Consider the following 17856-nt stretch of genomic DNA (forward strand, 5'->3'; position numbering starts at 1 on the left):
CGACCGGCAAGCGCAAAAGGTCTTGCCGCGATCGGCCGCGACGCGCGGTGGCAGAGCGGGGCGGCCCTCTTACCTCCTCAGGGTCGCTTCAGTAGACAGATTCATAGGCCGCGCAGCGCGCGGTCTTGTCCATTCCCTCCAGATGGGCCAGTTCGCCGCGCTTGTGATCGGCGTATACGGATACAAGGTCGCCGGAAAACCAGCCACGCACCGTAGCGTTGGCTTCCATCCGCGCAAGCGCCTCCTCGAGGGATTCCGGCAGCCGCACGGAGCCACGGGCCTGCAGTATGTCAGCCGGAAGCAGGGACAGATCCTCTTCGGTCGGCGCCGGTGCCGGCAGCCTTTCCTCGATGCCCTGCACCCTGGCATGCACGATTGCCGCGAGCGCCAGATGCGGCGAGGCGGCGGCATCGGCGGCACGGAACTCGAAATTGTACTGGCGCGCGATGTCCTGCGGGTCCTTCGCGCTGACCGGACAGATGCGCACCGCCGCCTCGCGGTCATGGAAGCCGAGATTGTTATAGGCCGCGCTCCATCGGTGCGGGGTCAGTCGCAGGTATGAAATCGCCGAAGGCGCCGTCAGCGCCACGATGCTGTCGAGGTATTTCAGCACGCCGGCGACGAACGACCCGGTCAGCGCCGACATGCCCGACGGATGGTCGCCCGAATGGGTCGCAGGCGCTCCCGCACCGTCGAGGAAGCTCATATGGATGTGCACGCCATTGCCGACGCCCGCCGCATCGCGGATCGGCGTGAAGGTGACCTCCTCGCCGAAGCGTCCCGCCGTTATGCGCGTCAGTTCGCGCAGGATCACCGCAGCGTCGGCGGCGCGCAGGCCACGGTCGGGGCCGTTGGTGACCTCGTACTGGTTGACGCCGTACTCCTTCATGAAGGTGTCGGGCACCAGCCCGCCCATCTCCAGCGCCGATACCAGCGCTTCGCCGAATTGCCGGCGCTCGACGAATCCCGCCAGCGAATAGGCGTTGCTGCGGCGCCGGCAAGTCGACGCTGACCAAGGTCATGGCAGGCGTTGTCGAGCCGACAGGCGGCAGCATGAGCTATCGCGGCAAGGTGGTGAAATTCGCCAGCCCGCACGAGGCGCTGCAGGCGGGCATAGCCATGGTCTTCCAGGAAACCAGCCTGGTGCCGTCGATGAGCGTGGCTCAGAATCTCTATCTCGGCGCCGAAAGCTTCCTCAACCGGCTGCGCGGCACCAACATCGCGGCGCAGCAGTTCCTGCAGTCCCTCAACTTCCCGGTCGATCCGACCGCCATGGTCGAGACTCTCGGCGCGGCGAAGCGCCAGATGGTCGAGATCGCCCGCGCCGTCCACCACGAGGCCCGCGTCATCATCTTCGATGAGCCGACGGCGGCGCTGACGCCCGAGGAAAAGCGCCACTTCTTCGCGCTGCTGCGCCGACTCAAGACGCGCGACGTGTCCATTGTCTTCATCAGCCACGCTCTGGAAGAGGCGCTGCTGCTCGCCGACCGCATCACCATCCTGCGCGACGGTGAACTGGTGGCCACCGGCCCGACCGCCGACTTCGACCGCGACAAGATCATCGCCGCGATGGTCGGCCGCACGCTGTCGGGCTCGCTCTATCGCAAGCGCGATACTGCCAGCCTGCGCAAGCCCGGCCGCAAGGTGCTCTCGGTACAGGACATCTCGATGGGCAAGATGGTGCGCAACACCTCGTTCTCCATCTTCGAGGGCCAGGTCACCGGCGTGTTCGGCCTCATCGGTTCGGGCCGCACCGAGACCTTCAAGATCGTCGCCGGCATCTACAAGCGCGACTTCAACCGCGGCGGCACCATCACGCTCGACGACAAGCCGGTGCGCTACTACACGCCGGCCGAGGCGGTGCGCGGCGGCATCGCCTACGTCACCGAGGACCGCAAGTCCGAAGGCATCTTCGAGACAATGTCGATCGGCGAGAACATGTTCGGCGGGCTGCTTGCGGCGGGCGGCGAACAGGGCCTGGTCATCCGTAGCCGCAGCGTCAGGGAACTGGCCGAGGAATGGACCGGGCGGCTCAACATCAAGACGATCAACGCCGATGCGCGCGTCGTCGAACTGTCGGGCGGCAACCAGCAGAAAGTGGTGATCGGCAAGGGTCTGGTGCAGAAGCCGCGCATCGTGATCTTCGACGAACCGACGCGCGGCGTCGACGTCGCGGCCATCGCGGAGATACACCAGATCATCAACGATCTTGCCGACCAGGGGCTCGCCGTGGTGATGATTTCCTCCTATCTGCCGGAGATCAGCAACCTCTCCGACCGCATCCTCGTCTGCCGCCAGGGCCGCATCGTCGAGGAACTGTCCCCGGCCGAAGCGACAGAAGAGAAGATCATGTACGCCGCCGTCCACTGAGGCGCGGCAGACCGGCCGGGACAAAACCCGGTCTTTGCAGGAAACGGGAGGACGCCATGGCGACCGTAAGACTTCTGAGCGACAGCGAGGCCGAGGCCATTCCCCCGGTGAAGGCGGTGTTCGACGACATAAGGGCGACGCGCAAGAGCGATTTCGTCAACAATTTCTGGCGCGGGCTGGCCAATGACCCGGTGACGCTGAAACGGACCTGGGAAAGCCTCAAGCAGGTGATGACTGGCGAGACCGCCCTGCCGCCCGTGGTGCAGGAGATGATCTATATCGCCGTTTCCACCGCCAATGGCTGCAGCTACTGCATCCATTCGCACACCGCCGCGGCGAAGGCCAAGGGCATGACCGAGGCTGAGCACGCCGAGCTTCTGGCGGTGATCGGGCTCGCCGCGCAGACAAACCATCTGGTCACTGCGATGCAGCTTCCCGTCGATCCGGCTTTCCTCGTCGAGAGCTGAAGCCAGCGCATCCACGGCGCCGCAGGGCCGACCCTGAGGCTGCATTCATGTGTAGTGGAGTCGCAAGAGCGGACATCCGATTCGGTGGCTATGGCCCTGAGCTTTGATTGGTCGGGCTGGACCGGCTGGAACAAATTCTCGAAACCGGGATGGCGGTCCTGCAGGGACGATCTATAACGGGCTTATGGAATTTTGTGATTATCGAGGGGACAAGATGCGCTACGAGCGTCCGCATTCAATGGAAGAGGCCGTGGGTCTGTTGACCGGTTCGACCGGCACGACCGCCATTCTCGCTGGAGGCAGCGACCTCCTTGTGAGAATGAAGGGCGGCTTCACCGAGCCCGACCTGATCGTCGACATCAAGTCGATCGACGGGCTGGGCGAGATCAGGCAGACCGCAGAAGGCTTCAGCATCGGCGCGGCAGTGCCCTGCGCCCTGCTGGGGGAGAATGAGGCCCTGAAGCGGGAATGGCCGGGCGTGGTCGAAGCCGCCAATCTGATCGGCTCGAAGCAGGTGCAGGGGCGCTGCACCATCGTCGGCAATCTGTGCAACGCATCACCGGCGGCCGACAGCGTGCCGGCTCTCGTGGCCGCGGGCGCCAGGGCGTCGATTGTCGGACCGGCCGGCAGGCGCACCATTGCGGTGGAGGCCGTGCCGACGGCACCAGGCAAGACGTCGCTCGCCAAGGGCGAGATCATCGATGCGATCCTGCTCGACAAGCGCCCGGCGCGTTCGGCCGACGCCTATCTTCGCTTCATTCCCCGCACGGAAATGGATATTGCCGTGGTCAGCGCCGGCGTGAGCCTGACGATAGACGAGGCAGGCACAGTCACATCCGCCCGCGTGGCGCTTGGCGCGGTGGCGCCGACGGTGCTTCTGGTTGAAGAAGCCGCGCGGATCCTTGTCGGCACGAAGGCAGATCCAGCCACGCTGCAGAAGCTGGAAGAGGCCTGTTCCGCAGCCAGCCGTCCGATCGACGACAAGCGCGGTACAGTTGCATTCAGAAAACAGGTTGCCGGCGTGATGGCCAGGCGAGCCGCCACCATCGCCTATGCGCGTGCAGGAGATAGATAATGGCTGGAGTTGCAGTCTCAACCACGATCAACGGCGATGACGTCGAGTTCCTTTGCCAGCCTGACGAGACGCTGCTCGATGTGCTGCGCGACCGCCTGGGGCTCACGGGAGCCAAGGAAGGCTGCGGCACTGGCGACTGCGGCGCCTGTAGCATCATCCTCGACGACAGGCTGGTCTGCTCCTGCCTCGTGCTTGGGGCCGAGGCGCAGGGCCGGCGGGTCGAAACCATCGAGGGCATGGCGCAGGGTGACAAGCTGCATCCGTTGCAGCAGAAGTTCCTCGAACACGCGGCTCTGCAATGCGGAATCTGCACACCTGGGTTCCTGATCGCGGCAAAGGACCTGCTGGCCAAGAACCCTGATCCCACCGAGGAAGAAATACGCTTCGGCCTCGCCGGGAATCTCTGCCGCTGTACCGGCTATGACAAGATCGTGCGTGCCGTCCAGGACGCTGCAAGCGTGATGAAGGGAGCATGACCATGGGTTTCGATCCGCGTTACCTGGAACGCAATTTCACATCGGTGGGCACGCGTCCCATTCGTCCCGACGGACTCGACAAGGTAACGGGCCGCGCACGCTACGGCGCCGACTTCAACATGGCCGGCCAGCTGGTCGGAGCCATTCTCAGAAGTCCTCACGCCCACGCGAAGATCCGCAACATCGATACGTCGAAGGCCGAGAAGCTGGCCGGCGTAAAGGCGGTCATAACCTCGGCCGACCTGCCGGACCTGACTGATGGCAATTCAGAGATGTATGCCGTTCTGGACAACTGCATGGCGCGCGAAAAGGCGCTCTATGACGGCCATGCGGTGGCCGCGGTCGCCGCGGTCGATGCCCGCACCGCCAGGAAGGCGCTGAAGCTCATCGAGATCGACTATGAGGTGCTGCCGCATGTGACCGATGTCGACGAGGCCATGAAGCCCACGGCGCCGGTGCTGCACGAGACAGTCTTCACCGAGGGCGTCGAACCCAAGCCCGGCAAGCCATCCAACGTGGCCAAGCGCACGCAGTACGGCCATGGCGACATCGAGGCCGGCTTCGGGCAGGCCGACTTCATTGTCGAACGCTCGTTCAAGACAGAACAGACACACCAGGGATATATCGAGCCGCATGCCTGCGTGGCGAACGCCAATTCCGACGGAACCGCGGAACTCTGGGTCTGCACGCAAGGCCATTTCGTCTACCGCCAGCATTGCGCCGAGCTTCTCGGGATGGAGGTTTCAAAGCTTCGCGTCACCTCGTCGGAGATCGGCGGCGGTTTCGGCGGCAAGACCCATGTCTGGGCCGAGCCGGTCGCATTGGCTCTGTCGCGCAAGGCCGGCAGGCCGGTAAAGCTCGTCATGACGCGAGACGAGGTGTTCCGCGCCTCGGGGCCGACCAGTGCGACGTCGATCGACGTCAAAATTGGCGCCCGCAAGGACGGCACGATCACGGCCGCATCGGCCACGCTGCGCTATTCCTGCGGCCCCTACTACGGCATGTGGGCAGAGCTCGGCGCCATGACTGCTTTCGCCTGCTACAACCTCGGAAACGTCGAGACGGTCGGCTACGAAGTGCTGGTCAACCGGCCGAAAGTCGCGGCCTATCGCGCGCCGTCCGCGCCAATGGCGGCCTTCGCCGTGGAAAGCGCTGTCGACGAACTGGCCAAATCGATCGGCATGGACCCCGTCGATTTGCGCATCAAGAACGCCGCCCGCGAGGGCACCCGATCCTCCTACGGTCCGGTGTACGGCCCGATCGGCATCGGGCCGACGCTCGAGGCGGCGAAGAACCACCCGCACATGCAGGCACCGCTCGGCAAGAACCAGGGACGCGGCATGGCCTGCGGCTTCTGGTTCAACTTCGGCGGCCAGACCTGCACCGATCTCAATGTCGGGACGGACGGCTCGGTGTCGCTTGCCGTCGGCACCATGGACGTGGGCGGCTCGCGTGCCTCGCTGTCGATGGTGGCGGCTGAGGAACTCGGCATCGCCTACGAGCACGTCAAGGCGGTCGTCGCCGACACGTCGAGCCTCGGCTACAACGACATGACGGACGGCAGCCGCGGCACCTTTTCCACCTCGCTGGCGACAATCTCGGCCGCACGCAACGCCATCAAGGTCCTGCGCGAACGCGCTGCCCAGACATGGGACATTCCGGTCGACGACGTTGCCTGGGAGAAGGGTCATGCCGTTGCCAAGGGCGAGAAGTACGGCAACCTTCCGGCGCTCTCGCTCAAGGAGATCGCGGCGGGGGCGGGCAATACGGGCGGACCGATCGCCGGCCACAGCGAACTCGTCGCCGACGGCGCGGGCGTGTCCTTCGCCACCCATATCTGCGACATCGAAGTCGATCCGGAGACCGGCGCGACAAAGGTGCTGCGCTATACCGTCCTTCAGGACGCCGGAAAGGCGGTTCACCCGACCTATGTGGAGGGGCAGTATCAGGGCGGCGCCGCACAAGGCATCGGCTGGGCGCTCAACGAGGAGTATATCTACGGCAAGGACGGTCGGCTTCAGAACGCCGGCTTCCTCGACTATCGGATTCCGGTCTGCTCGGACCTGCCGATGATCGACACGCAGATACTCGAGATCCCCAATCCCAACCATCCTTATGGAGTGCGCGGGGTCGGAGAGACGTCGATCGTGCCGCCGCTTGCGGCGATCGCCAATGCCGTGTCAAACGCCGCGGGCGTGCGGATGACGCACATCCCGATGTCGCCGCCGCGCATCCTGGCGACGATCAAGGCCGAACAGGCGGGCTGATGGTCGAGGTGACGCTCTGGGGGTCGCTTGCCGCGGCAGCCGGAGCCAAGGACAAGCTCGAGATCGAGGCAAAGGACATACGGGAGCTGTTCCGCAAGCTGGCCGAACAGTATCCCGGTCTCGAGCCCTTCATCGACCGCGGCATCGCCGTCGCCATCGACGGGGTCATCTATCGCGACACCTGGTCGAAGGAACTGCCGCAAGGCGCCGAAATCTTCCTGCTGCCGCGTCTTGCCGGAGGATAGCCAGGCATCGTTCTCACCGGCTTCGATGACGGAGGAACAAGCCGGAAAACCCATCCGGCTGGGGCAACGTCAGACCGGGTCCTCCTTGTCTGCCAGTCCGGGGTCCCTGACGAGCGGTCCGAGTAGCACACTACCGAACAGGGGCTGGTAGCGGCGGCGTTCTTCCGGGTCTTCCTTGAACGACAGGGCGTAGTAGCCGATCTGGTGAAAATAGGTGATTCGCGCCCGCACCAGACTTTCGTCGTCGGCATAGCCCATGGCTCGAAAAGCCCTGATCAAGAGCGCAATGCGCAGGTCATCGATCTCCCGAACCTCCTTTGCCAGCGATTTCGAGGTCCGCGACCAGTCCCGGATTGCCAGGTCGAGCTGGGGGCTGAACGGGTCCTCGTCCACCCAGACATGGACGATCTCGGTAAAGAACGTCAGGCCGTCAATATCGTCGGCGTCTCGCATCGCACGGAACGGCGCGCAGTTGGTGCGGCGCCATTCGTCCAGCAATCCGTTACGCAGGTCATTCAGGCTGGTGAAGTGAAAATAGAAGCTGCCCCGCGTTACCTTGAACTGACGGGCCAGGCGGTCGATCTTCACCTCGGCTATGCCGCTCTTTTCGAGCACCTTGCGCGCCGCGGCGATCCAGGCTTCGCGGGTGAGCGTCTGGCGCGGCGGGGTCGCGGCGAGTTTCGCTCCGGCAAACTGCCCCGTGGTTTCCCTAAGTCTCGCCACTCTGCTTTCCGATTTCAGACAGATGCTGCCCAGCGTTCCCTACAAAGGGACATCTGTCGATAAGCCTCCAGTATAACATACCCGAAAGCAGCCCGCCGGGTGCCTCCTGCCTTGCCGCAGTTTACCCATGGTGAGTTCGATCAGGGAAGCGAGCCGATCCGCTCCAGCATCAGCGCAAAGAACGGGTCCGGGTCTATGCTTCGAAGCACGTTGCAGTTGCGGGGCTTTCCCTTCACGTGCCACCAGTCCACCACGGTCATGCCTATCGTTTCGGGCGAGACAATATCCACCGTTACGTTGCACTGGCGCTGCTCGTAAAGCGTCGGCGCCAGCAGGTAGCCCGTCACGCAGGCGTCGTGGATCGGGCGGGCAGGGGTCGGAAACTTGTGGTCGCCGTACTGGCGGTAGAAGTCGGCCAGGTTGGCAGCCTCTATCGCGGCGCGGCGACCGGTCGCCCTCAGCGCATCGAGCCACTGCGGCGTCATCAGTGCAGTATAGGTGCAGTCGATGCCCGCCATCGTCACCGGAACGCCGGATTCGAAAACCTTGTGCGCCGCATGGGGGTCGACAAACATGTTGAATTCGGCAGTCGGCGTGGCATTGCCGCCCTGGAAGAAGCCGCCGCCCATCAGGACGACCTCGCGTAGCCGGGCAACGATGCGCGGCTCCATAGTCATCGCCATGGCCAGGTTTGTCATCGGCCCCAGCGTACAGACGGTAAGCTCGCCTTCGGGAGCGTCCATGATCGTGCGCACCAGGAAGTTGACGGCGTGTTCCGATTGCAGCGGGGTCACGGGCTCCGGCAGATCGGCGCCGTCGAGGCCGGTCTCGCCATGCACATACTCGGCGGTGATCAGTTTGCGCACCATGGGTGCGGGACATCCGGCATAGACGGGAACGTCGGGCCGGCCGGCAAGCTCGACCACCTTGAGAGCGTTGGTGGCGGTGAGGGCGAGCGGTACGTTTCCGCCAACGGTTGTGATGCCGACGACCTCGAGCTCGGCCGGCGATCCCAGCGCAAAGAGGATGGCAAAGGCGTCGTCCTGTCCGGGATCCGTATCGATTAGAATTTTGCGCGGTGCCATGTGGCTGGAGACCCCCCGGTTGTGCAAATGGCTATTGCCGACGATAATCCGATGTGTAGAGATACAGTACTGTATCTTATGTTCAAGGATGGTGTGAGAGATGACTTCGGACGAGGCAGGCGATTTTTCCCGGATACCGATCCTCGACGTGTCGGCGCTCTATGGAAACGACTGGGCCGCCGTGGAACGGACGGCCGCGACCTTGCGTGGCTACCTGGAGACCATCGGGTTCCTGTATGTTGTCGGACACACGGTACCGCGCGCCGACGTCGAGGCCGTGCGCGAACAGAGCAAGCGGTTCTTCGCGCTGCCCGAGGAGCAGAAGCTCGCGCTGAAGATCGACAGGAATTTTCGCGGCTACCTGCCGTTTGCCGGTTCGACGATCGTGACGTCGTCGGTCGCCACGGTGAGCAAGCCCAACCAGAGTGAATCGATCTTCTTCATGCACGAGGTGGACGCCAACTCCCCGAAGGCGCTGGAAGGACGACCGCTGCAGGGCCCCAATCAGTGGCCCGACGACACCAGGCTCCCCGAGTTCAGGCCGACGATCGAGCGATACGTCGCCGGGATGAGCACATTGGCTCGCAAGATGGTCGGCGCGATTGCGCTGTCGCTCGGCCTGCCGGAAGACAGCCTCGACAGGTATTTCGAGGATCCGACGACGTTCCTGCGCCTGCTGCATTATCCGACGCAAGCCGCCGAGGAAGGCTTGTTCGGCTCGGCGCCGCACACCGACTACGGCTTCATCACGCTGCTTGCGCAGGACGACGTCGGTGGGCTCGAGGTCAAGAACAAGGCAGGCGAGTGGGTTCCCGCGCCGCCCATCCCGGATGCCTTCGTGATGAATGTCGGCGACATCCTTGCGCGCTGGTCGAATGACCAGTTCGTCTCCACGCCACACCGCGTCATCAACCGCTCCGGACGCGAACGCTATTCGCAGCCCTTCTTCTTCGATCCCTCGATGGAAGAAACGATCGAGGCGTTGCCGGTCTGCGTGCCGGAGGGGACATCGCCCAATTACGCGCCCGTGCTCTACGGCGACTATCTGATGGAGCGCATCGACAAGAACTACCACTACCGCAAGAAGCAGGCCGCCGAGACGGCCCGCGCCTGAACGGGTCCGCACCGGAGTAACAATTTGGGACCGCCAGTCGATCCGGTCATTGCAGCAGGAAGCATGCCCACCACGGCAGACGTCGTGGTCGTGGGCGGGGGAATTATCGGCGTCAGCACGGCGATGTTCCTGGCGCAGCAGGGCGTATCGACTGTCGTCTGCGAAAAGGGACAGTTTGCCGGCGAGCAGTCGAGCCGCAACTGGGGCTGGGTGCGGCGCATGGGTCGTGACCCGCGCGAGCTTCCCCTTATCGTCGCGGCGCTCCGGCTGTGGGAGGACATGGACCGGCTGGTCGGGTCCGACGTCGGCTTCCGCAGGACCGGAATTCTCTACCTTTGCGAAGACGACGCCGATATTGCCCATCATGAGAACTGGCTGGCGCGTGCCGGTGCGTTCGCCCTCGACTCCCGCATAATTCGGGGAGACGAACTGGCGGGCAAGCTGCCCGGGGCGGCGCGGAATTTCCATGCCGCGCTCCATACGCCCAGCGACGGCCGGGCGGAGCCTCAGAAGGCCGCGCCTGCCATCGCCAGGGCCGCTTCCTTAGCGGGCGCCACCCTGGTCGGGAACTGTGCGGTGCGAGACATCGAGACCGCGGACGGAAAGGTGACCGGCGTGGTGACCGAACGCGGCCGCATCTCCTGCAGCCAGGTCGTGGTCGCGGGCGGAGTCTGGTCGACGAAGCTTCTGCGCCGGCTCGGGTTGCGCTTGCCCCAGCTGGGCGTACGGGCCTCGGTATTGAGGACGGCTCCGGTCGAAGGCGGTCCGGAGGGCGCAGCCTGGGCGCGCAAGTTCGCCTATCGAAAGCGGCTGGATGGGGGCTACACCATCGCCAACGGCACCTACAACTGCCACGACCTGGTTGCCGACAGCTTCCGCTACTTCTTCGATTTCCTCCCGGTCATGCGGCTCGAGTGGCGGGATCTGCGCCTCGGCTTTGCCGGGTCGGCGCAGAATGCCCCGCTGCGCGGCGCGCAGACGCAGTTCGAGGCCACGCGCACGCTCGACCCCACGCCCTCGCTGCGCCCGCTGGACGCGGCCTATTCGGCCCTGCAGGCGACGTTTCCGGTTTTCAGGGGTGTCCCGATTGTCCAGCGCTGGGCTGGCATGATCGACGCGACCCCCGATGCCATCCCGGTAATATCGACGGTCGAGAAGCATCCGGGACTGGTGATCGCTACCGGCTTCTCCGGGCACGGATTCGGGATTGGCCCGGCGGCAGGCCGACTGACAGCCGATCTGGTCACCGGAGCTAAGCCTTTGGTTGACCCGCACCCATTCAGGTACGAGCGCTTCGTCGATGGTACCCGGCCGCGCCCGACAACCGGGGTCTGACGATGTGCGAGCAGGCAAACCTCATTCGTCCTGGCAGCCGGTCGTGGTTGCTGGATCCGAAGCCGTCATTGCCCGGGATGAAGGTCCCGGGGCTCTGGCGGGGTAAACTACGTTCAACGAGTGTCTGGAGAGGAGTGACTTCAATGAGAACACGTTTGGGAATGGCAGGTCTGGCGACGCTGGCCGCGCTTTGGAGCGGCGTTGCAGTATCGGCGGAAATACCGAAATCGGCCGAGGTGCAGGAGTCGGGAAAGCTCGCGATCGCCAATACGCTCGACTACGCGCCGTTTGAATATCTCGATGCGGAAGGCAAGCAGGCCGGCATCATCGTCGAAATGGCCGGCGAAGTCGCCAAGCTGGTCGGTGCTGAACTCGACATTCAGCGGACGCCGTTTCCGTCGATGATCCCGGGTCTCGCCGCCGGGCGCTTCAAGATCGCGTGGGAGACTTTTTCCGCCACGCCAGAACGCCTGGAACAGGTCGATTTCGTCATGTTCCTGAAGGCAGGCGTCGCGGCATCGACATCGCCGGAGAAGCGGGACAGCTTCAGCGGCGAGTTGCCCCTTTGCGGCAAGCGCGTTGGCGTTTCGGCCGGCAGCGCGTCGGACTTCCTGGTCGACAAGCTGAGCAAGGAATGCACCAATGCCGGTCAGGCCGCGATCGAGAAGTCGGTCTTCAATTCGTCGACGGACATCGTTCAGGCCGTGCTGTCTGACCGCGTCGACGCGCGCATGGACGATGCAACCGCCTCGAGCTATTTCGAGGTGACAAGCAACGGCCAGCTCGTCGTGCTGCCGACCCTCTACGACGTCGCGCCGCTCGGCATGGCCATCGCCAAGGACGACAAGGGAACGGCCGACATGATGGTGGCAGCCCTGGCTGAGCTCTTCAGCAACGGCACCTACCAGGCCGTCCTCGACAAATACGGCATGGGTGCTTACGCGATCAAGGAACCGTATTTCGTCGGCAGCATGAATATGCTGCGCGCCGATTGAACGAGGAGGTGCCCGGCGTCCCGCCGGGCACCATCCACCGATGTGTCCGGAGTAAGCAGTGATGAGCGTTGCCGCGCGAACAGAACCCGATCCGCAGGCTGACGCAGCGCGGCTGACCGTCGTGCCGCAGAAGCGCTATGGCATCTGGGTGGGAACGATCTTCGCCCTGCTGCTGGCAGCGGTGATCTTCCGGGCCTTTGCAAGCAATCCGGCCTTCGCCTGGGGCACAGCGGTAGACTACCTGCTTCACCCGTCGATCATGCGGGGTCTCGGCAACACCCTGGTCCTGACTGTCCTCATCATGGTGGCGGCGATCATCATCGGCACGATCGTGGCGGTCATGCGCGTCTCGCCAAGCCCGGTGCTTCGCGCTTTCGCCAGCGCCTATGTCTGGTTCTTCCGCGGCGTTCCGGCCCTCATCCAGCTGATCTTCTGGTTCAACCTTTCCCTGCTCGTGCGCGAGGTTTCGCTCACGCTGCCCTTCGTCGGAACCCTTGCTTCGGTGAAGACGAACGACTTCATGACGCCGTTCTTCTCGGCGGTCGTGGCGCTGTCGCTCTGCGAGGCGGGATACATGGCCGAGATCATCCGGGCCGGCATCAAGTCGGTGCCGAGCGGACAGGCCGAGGCGGCAAGCGCCCTCGGCATGCCCTACAGGATGATCCTCAAGCGCATCACGCTGCCCCAGGCCATGCGCTTCGTCGTGCCCCCGACCGGCAACGAGGCGATCAACCTTCTCAAGATGACGTCGCTTGTCACGTTCATCGCCGTCGACGACCTCTTCTACTCCGCGCAGAGCATCTACGCGCGCACGTTCGAAACCATACCGCTGCTGATCGTGGTCGCGTTCTGGTACCTCGCCGTGGTCAGCATCATGTCCGTCGGCCAGCATTTCCTCGAGCGCTATTTCGGACGCAGCGACAAGCGTACCGAATCCATCACGATGCAGGTTCTACGCAATGCTTTCGGCATGCGGCGTGGCGGAGCGGCGGCATGAACCAGGCAAGACATGACAACCGCGCGCGCTTCGGCGTACCGGACGATTCGATGGTTTTCGCGCGCGGGGTGCGCAAGTCCTATGGACATCTCGAGGTGCTCAAGGGTGTCGATCTCGACGTGCCGGTCGGGTCGGTCGCCTGCATCATCGGCCCGTCGGGGTCAGGCAAGAGCACCTTCCTGCGCTGCATCAACCACCTTGAGAAACTCAGCGGCGGCATTCTACTCGTCGATGGCGAATTCATCGGCTACGACCTGCGCGGCGACAGGCTCTATGAGGTCAAGGACGATCTCCTGTGCAGCCGTCGCGCCGAGATCGGCATGCTGTTCCAGTCGTTCAATTTGTTCTCCAACATGACCGTCCTGGAGAACCTGATCGAGGCGCCGACGCAGGTGAGACGGGTTCCGGTCCAGCAGGCGAAAGCAGAAGCCGAGGTGCTGCTGGCACGCGTCGGACTCCTCGACAAGATCGACCGCTACCCGCGCGAGCTTTCCGGCGGTCAGCAGCAGCGCGTGGCCATCGCGCGGGCCATGGCGATGAAACCGAAGGTCCTTTTGTTTGACGAGCCGACCTCGGCACTTGATCCCGAACTGGTGGGCGAAGTGCTGCACGTAATGCGTGACCTTGCCGAAAGCGGAATGACGATGGTGGTGGTAACCCACGAAGTCGCCTTCGCCCGCGAGATCGGCGATCAGCTGATCTTCATGGATGAGGGGCTGATCGTCGAACGCGGCGTGCCGCGCGAAATGATCGCAGATCCCCAGTCGCCCAGGACGCGGGAATTCCTGTCCCGGGTCCTCTAGGCCACGCCGCTTGGCTGCTAGGGGACCGGCCTCAGCGGGACATCACCAGATCCGCGGCGCGCTCGGCAATCATCACGACAGGCGCGTGCGTGTTTCCAGACACAATGCGCGGCATGACCGATGCGTCGGCGATGAGCAGATTGTCGATACCCTGGACGCGCAGCGAAGGATCGACCACCGCCCGCGGGTCATCGGGTCGGCCCATTCTGGCGGTGCCGACGGGATGAAATATTGTTGTCGCGATACGGCCTGCCGCCGCCACGAGTTCATCGTCGCTTGCAATCTCGGTGCCCGGCGAGACTTCGTGCGGCTTGAAGGCGCGCAGCCTTTCGGTTGCCATCAGGCGGCGCGCCAGCCGGATCGATTCCACGGCAACATTGCGGTCTTCGGCGGCATTGCGCCCGCGTTGTCAAGTTGTTTTCAGGCCGAGCGATTTGCCGAGGATGGTGAAAGCGCCAGTGCTATCGATATTGCCGCCCTTGTGACGAAGCAGCGAACAGAGTTCGTCTGTGCTTTTGTCATTGGCGCCTGAGGGAGCGCGGGAGTTCCGCTGCTGTTGGCGACATAGCCACGACGCGTGTCGTCGATTCGAAGTCTTGCCGTCCCGATTCTCGCCGGAATTGGCAGCAAGGCTCCCCTGGGGTATGGGCAGGGCATGGGGACTATGGTGCGGGGCAGGCAGGTTTCATCTTTTCGCACTGTAGTGGCGCTGGTTGGCGCGCTGCTGCTCTCCCTTGTTCCACCCGCGGGGGGAGCCGATTACGACCCGCTCGATCAGGCCTTCGTCGCCGCGCAATGGGCCATGCAGTCCTCGGCCGGGCGCGCCCTTCAGCAGACCGGCCTGCGCGCCGTGGTCCGCGATCCGTTACTCGCAGGGAAAGTGCGCGATCGGCAGGACCTCGCCGACCGCGCACGCGATCTGGAGGATCGACTGGCCGACGAGACCGTGCCGGAGGGGCGTATCGCGTTGCGTGGCGAAGTCGATTCGCTGGAGGATGAGATGGCCTCCATCGATCTGGTCCTTGCCCGGGATTTTCCACGTTTCGCCGACTTCTCTGCACCCGAGCCGCTTTCCATCGCACAGGTGCAGGGAGTGCTGGGCAAGGACGAGGCGCTGCTGCTTTTCCTGTCGGGTCGCGATGCCATCTTCATATTCGCCATCGGCAAGCAGCAGGTTGCCTGGCACCGGGCGCCGTATGGGGCCGAACGGCTGGCCGGCGATATCGCCAAGCTGCGGCGCCAGCTCGACCCGCACGCAACCAACCGCGGCGTCGTCTCGCTGGTCAAGGGCAAGGACGGGCCGCGCGTCCCCCGCTTCGACCGCGGGCTGGCGCATCAGTTGTATCTGGAATTGCTGGCTCCCCTGGAGGTGGTGATCGCAAGCGCCTCGCATCTGCACGTCGTCGCCGATGGCCCGATCAGCAGCCTGCCGCTGTCGCTGCTGGTGACCGAGAGGCCAAGGGGAGACGACACGGATCCCCAGGCCCTGCGAGACACTGCCTGGCTCGTCAGGCGCCATGCCACCACGACGCTGCCCGATGTCGGCAGCCTGCGTGTCATCCGGGGCCTGCCCTCGGTGGCGCAGGGCTCAAAGCAAGTGGCATTCGCGGGTTTCGGCGCGCCAGTGCTCGGTGGACGACTAGTCGAGACCAGGTCCGGCAATCCCGCCGTGGGGCAGTCCTTCTTCCGCGGCGTCTTCGCCGATGTGAGCGCTGTGCGCAACCTGCCGGCTCTGCCCCAGACAGGGCCGGAGATCGAACGGTTGGCATCGTCTCTGGGCGGGCGATCGAGCCTCTTTCTCGGTGCGGACGCGAGCGAAACTGTGGTCAAGTCCGTCGACCTTTCCGGTTACAACATCATCGCCTTCGCCACGCATGGTCTGCTCTCGGGCGACCTGGAGGGGCTGGCGGAGCCGGCCTTGGTCCTGACCCCGCCCGAGGCTGCGTCCAGAGAGGATGACGGGTTGCTGACGTCGTCCGAGATCGCCGCGCTGAAACTGACGGCTGACTGGGTGCTCCTTTCGGCATGCAACACTGCCGGCAGCAACGGTGAACCCGACGCCGAAGGGCTGTCCGGGCTGGCCCGGGCCTTTCTCTACGCTGGGGCCCGTTCCATTCTGGTGTCGCATTGGCCGGTGCGCGACGACGCTGCGGCCATGCTGACCACTGGTGCGATCGAAAGGCTGTCGACCGGTGCGGCCGCCGGTCGCTCGGAAGCCCTGAGACAATCGATGCTCGAGGTCATGAACAGTCCGAAGGATTTCTCCCTGGCACACCCTTCTGCATGGGCGCCATTCGTGATCGTGGGCGATGGCGGATCATGACACGGTTTCGCTCGGCGCTGCTCTCGGCGGCCGTTGTCATGGCTGCCATCTTTCCCGCAGCGGCAGAACCGCTCGACCCATTCGCCATTGTCGATGACGCCATGGCGGCCTACCAACTGCGCCAAGACTATGCTGACACCCGCGCCGTGCTCAGCAAGGGGCTGCGCGATGCCGGCGAGCAGGGGGCACTTTCGCCGGGCTTTGCCGTCGTCTATGCCATCTACTCCGATACAGCCCGTTTCGAGGGCAATGCTTCCTTTGCCTTGCATCTTGCGGATGAAGGGCTGCGGCTTGCGCGCACGCAGGAAGAGGTTGATCGCGAGTTCGAGAACATGCTGCTGGTCTCACGCGCTTACGCGCTGGCCGAGCTCGGCCGCTACCAGGAGGCAGTCGACAGCGCGCGCATTCCGGCCGTCTGGATGGGCGAGCGGTTCGGCGCCGACTCTCGCAGCGATCTGGAATCGGAGATCTCCAACTGGGCGGCGCGCGGCTCGTCGAGTGGTGCGAGCGAACTGCCGGATGCCGTGCAACTGGCGCTGGACCTGCTCCAGGAGGCAGAAAGGCGGGCCAATGAAGGCGACACGACCGCCGCGCACGGGCTCGCATCTCGCGCCATGCTGCCGGGCGGCACGGCGATAGACGAGATGTCGCTCGGCTTCGTCAACGGCTGGAGCCACGCCGTTTCCGGCTACGCCTTCCGCCTTGAGGGTCGTCCCGACGCGGCCCTGCGCGCCTTCAAGCGTGCGGCGACCGAAATCGCCGGGGGCGATTGGATTGATTCAGCTGGGGAAGGGCTTCCGGAAGATTTCGTGGCAGAGCCCGGCGGGCGCAGTCTTGCCTGGGACATCTTCAGCAATATCGGCGCCATGGCCGTCATGCTGAACGACGTCGAACTGGCATCCGCCGCATTGGGACTGGCCGAGCGCTTCGCTTCGACACCCGAACGGCGCTTCACGATCCTGGTTCAGCGCAGCGCGGTGCTTCTGGCGCAGAATGACTTCGTCGCGGCCGAAGCCGAGATGCGCCGCAGCGCAGACGACGCGGCCCGAAATGGAGATGCAGCCAACGCAGCGCTGGCAGAGCTGTATATCGTGATCATACGTCTCCATCAGGGAGAGGAGCCGGACGAGACGATCCTGGCCGAACTGATGGCGCGGGCGCAAAAGGCGGCCGACCTCGCCTCGGACAACTGGCAGCAGCGCGAATTCATCCTGACGATGGCCGTCCACCAGGCGGCCCTTCAAGGGGCGGCGCCGGAAACTCTGCTGCCGCTGGCGCGCGACGCGTTCACGCAGTTCACGCAGCGCCAGAAGCTGATGCGCGACCAGTCTTCGGGCCAGGACGCGGCGCGGCGTGAACGACGGCGGTTTCTGGAGACCTTCATCGACACCAATCTGGCCATGACCGAAGGCTCAGCAGCGTCGCCGCGCCCGGCGACAACAGGCTCGCCAGGTGAGGGGGACGCAAAAACACAGTCAACCGAGCCGCATCCTGATTGATTGCGACGGCATATTTGCTGGAAACAAGCGCCACCGATGGCCAGCGGCAGATCGTCGAGCAGCCGGGAGGCCGGCTTGATGT

The 17856-nt window shown here is 64.4% G+C and carries 15 protein-coding genes and 2 pseudogenes; 13 read left to right on the forward strand and 4 right to left on the reverse strand.

Going from position 1 to position 17856, the window contains the following annotated elements; translation table 11 throughout:
* Positions 1-88 precede the first annotated feature (88 nt).
* On the reverse strand, positions 89-973 hold the full coding sequence (locus ACT2BZ_RS16875; protein ID WP_457941364.1) for a hypothetical protein: 885 nt from the start codon (positions 971-973) through the stop codon (positions 89-91).
* Positions 974-990: 17 nt separating this feature from the next.
* On the opposite strand from ACT2BZ_RS16875, the pseudogene ACT2BZ_RS16880 reads away from it, so the two are divergent.
* From ACT2BZ_RS16880 to ACT2BZ_RS16905, 6 genes and pseudogenes are all read left to right on the forward strand, one after another.
* Positions 991-2370 (forward strand): annotated as a pseudogene (locus ACT2BZ_RS16880) (sugar ABC transporter ATP-binding protein); the annotation flags it as partial.
* A gap of 56 nt (positions 2371-2426) precedes the next feature.
* Entirely contained in the window at positions 2427-2837 is a 411-nt protein-coding gene (locus ACT2BZ_RS16885; RefSeq protein WP_457936282.1) for a carboxymuconolactone decarboxylase family protein, read from the forward strand.
* A 214-nt stretch (positions 2838-3051) separates the two neighbouring features.
* Positions 3052-3912 carry an FAD binding domain-containing protein gene (locus tag ACT2BZ_RS16890; protein ID WP_457936283.1) on the forward strand — a complete coding sequence of 287 codons (861 nt, stop codon included), beginning with the start codon at positions 3052-3054 and terminating at the stop codon, positions 3910-3912.
* Entirely contained in the window at positions 3912-4388 is a 477-nt protein-coding gene (locus tag ACT2BZ_RS16895) for a (2Fe-2S)-binding protein (RefSeq protein ID WP_457936284.1), read from the forward strand. The genes ACT2BZ_RS16890 and ACT2BZ_RS16895 overlap by 1 nt, the downstream gene beginning before the upstream one ends.
* A gap of 2 nt (positions 4389-4390) precedes the next feature.
* Positions 4391-6655 carry a xanthine dehydrogenase family protein molybdopterin-binding subunit gene (locus ACT2BZ_RS16900; protein ID WP_457941365.1) on the forward strand — a complete coding sequence of 755 codons (2265 nt, stop codon included), beginning with the start codon at positions 4391-4393 and terminating at the stop codon, positions 6653-6655.
* On the forward strand, positions 6655-6900 hold the full coding sequence (locus tag ACT2BZ_RS16905; protein WP_457936285.1) for a MoaD/ThiS family protein: 246 nt from the start codon (positions 6655-6657) through the stop codon (positions 6898-6900). The genes ACT2BZ_RS16900 and ACT2BZ_RS16905 overlap by 1 nt, the downstream gene beginning before the upstream one ends.
* 69 nt (positions 6901-6969) lie before the next feature.
* Here ACT2BZ_RS16905 and ACT2BZ_RS16910 read toward each other — a convergent pair whose 3' ends face one another.
* On the reverse strand, positions 6970-7623 hold the full coding sequence (locus tag ACT2BZ_RS16910; RefSeq protein ID WP_457936286.1) for a TetR/AcrR family transcriptional regulator: 654 nt from the start codon (positions 7621-7623) through the stop codon (positions 6970-6972).
* Between the two features lie 140 nt (positions 7624-7763).
* On the reverse strand, positions 7764-8708 hold the full coding sequence (locus tag ACT2BZ_RS16915) for a nucleoside hydrolase (protein WP_457936287.1): 945 nt from the start codon (positions 8706-8708) through the stop codon (positions 7764-7766).
* A gap of 100 nt (positions 8709-8808) precedes the next feature.
* On the opposite strand from ACT2BZ_RS16915, the gene ACT2BZ_RS16920 reads away from it, so the two are divergent.
* The 5 genes from ACT2BZ_RS16920 (at position 8809) to ACT2BZ_RS16940 (ending at position 13952) form a co-directional block, all read left to right on the forward strand.
* Entirely contained in the window at positions 8809-9822 is a 1014-nt protein-coding gene (locus ACT2BZ_RS16920; RefSeq protein WP_457936288.1) for an isopenicillin N synthase family dioxygenase, read from the forward strand.
* Between the two features lie 63 nt (positions 9823-9885).
* Positions 9886-11157 (forward strand): NAD(P)/FAD-dependent oxidoreductase, encoded by a 1272-nt coding sequence (locus ACT2BZ_RS16925; RefSeq protein ID WP_457936289.1) that lies wholly within the window; start codon positions 9886-9888, stop codon positions 11155-11157.
* Positions 11158-11300: 143 nt separating this feature from the next.
* Complete coding sequence (locus ACT2BZ_RS16930) at positions 11301-12152, forward strand: ABC transporter substrate-binding protein (RefSeq protein ID WP_457936290.1); 852 nt, start codon at positions 11301-11303, stop codon at positions 12150-12152.
* A 61-nt stretch (positions 12153-12213) separates the two neighbouring features.
* A complete protein-coding gene (locus ACT2BZ_RS16935; RefSeq protein WP_457936291.1) occupies positions 12214-13149 on the forward strand; it encodes an amino acid ABC transporter permease in 936 nt (311 codons plus the stop codon).
* Positions 13150-13199: 50 nt separating this feature from the next.
* The gene (locus tag ACT2BZ_RS16940; protein ID WP_457941366.1) at positions 13200-13952 is read left to right on the forward strand and encodes an amino acid ABC transporter ATP-binding protein; all 753 of its coding nucleotides are present in this window, start codon (positions 13200-13202) and stop codon (positions 13950-13952) included.
* A gap of 31 nt (positions 13953-13983) precedes the next feature.
* Here the strand turns inward: ACT2BZ_RS16940 and ACT2BZ_RS16945 are convergent.
* Positions 13984-14340 (reverse strand): annotated as a pseudogene (locus ACT2BZ_RS16945) (GMC oxidoreductase); the annotation flags it as partial.
* A gap of 315 nt (positions 14341-14655) precedes the next feature.
* On the opposite strand from ACT2BZ_RS16945, the gene ACT2BZ_RS16950 reads away from it, so the two are divergent.
* Complete coding sequence (locus ACT2BZ_RS16950) at positions 14656-16275, forward strand: CHAT domain-containing protein (RefSeq protein ID WP_457936292.1); 1620 nt, start codon at positions 14656-14658, stop codon at positions 16273-16275.
* Positions 16272-17774: a hypothetical protein gene (locus ACT2BZ_RS16955; protein ID WP_457936293.1), complete on the forward strand. Its 1503-nt coding sequence runs from the start codon at positions 16272-16274 to the stop codon at positions 17772-17774. Before ACT2BZ_RS16950 ends, ACT2BZ_RS16955 begins: the two co-directional genes overlap by 4 nt.
* Positions 17775-17856 lie beyond the last annotated feature (82 nt).

The organism is Mesorhizobium sp. 10J20-29, from assembly GCF_054130485.1.

Bases quoted from the DNA above. Each gene is read 5' to 3' on its own strand.
- ACT2BZ_RS16885 (WP_457936282.1), top strand. From the start codon at position 2,427: ATGGCGACCGTAAGACTTCTGAGCGACAGCGAGGCCGAGGCCATTCCC.
- ACT2BZ_RS16890 (WP_457936283.1), top strand. From the start codon at position 3,052: ATGCGCTACGAGCGTCCGCATTCAATGGAAGAGGCCGTGGGTCTGTTG.
- ACT2BZ_RS16895 (WP_457936284.1), top strand. From the start codon at position 3,912: ATGGCTGGAGTTGCAGTCTCAACCACGATCAACGGCGATGACGTCGAG.
- ACT2BZ_RS16900 (WP_457941365.1), top strand. From the start codon at position 4,391: ATGGGTTTCGATCCGCGTTACCTGGAACGCAATTTCACATCGGTGGGC.
- ACT2BZ_RS16905 (WP_457936285.1), top strand. From the start codon at position 6,655: ATGGTCGAGGTGACGCTCTGGGGGTCGCTTGCCGCGGCAGCCGGAGCC.
- ACT2BZ_RS16915 (WP_457936287.1), bottom strand. From the start codon at position 8,708: ATGGCACCGCGCAAAATTCTAATCGATACGGATCCCGGACAGGACGAC.
- ACT2BZ_RS16920 (WP_457936288.1), top strand. From the start codon at position 8,809: ATGACTTCGGACGAGGCAGGCGATTTTTCCCGGATACCGATCCTCGAC.
- ACT2BZ_RS16925 (WP_457936289.1), top strand. From the start codon at position 9,886: ATGCCCACCACGGCAGACGTCGTGGTCGTGGGCGGGGGAATTATCGGC.
- ACT2BZ_RS16930 (WP_457936290.1), top strand. From the start codon at position 11,301: ATGAGAACACGTTTGGGAATGGCAGGTCTGGCGACGCTGGCCGCGCTT.
- ACT2BZ_RS16935 (WP_457936291.1), top strand. From the start codon at position 12,214: ATGAGCGTTGCCGCGCGAACAGAACCCGATCCGCAGGCTGACGCAGCG.
- ACT2BZ_RS16940 (WP_457941366.1), top strand. From the start codon at position 13,200: ATGGTTTTCGCGCGCGGGGTGCGCAAGTCCTATGGACATCTCGAGGTG.
- ACT2BZ_RS16955 (WP_457936293.1), top strand. From the start codon at position 16,272: ATGACACGGTTTCGCTCGGCGCTGCTCTCGGCGGCCGTTGTCATGGCT.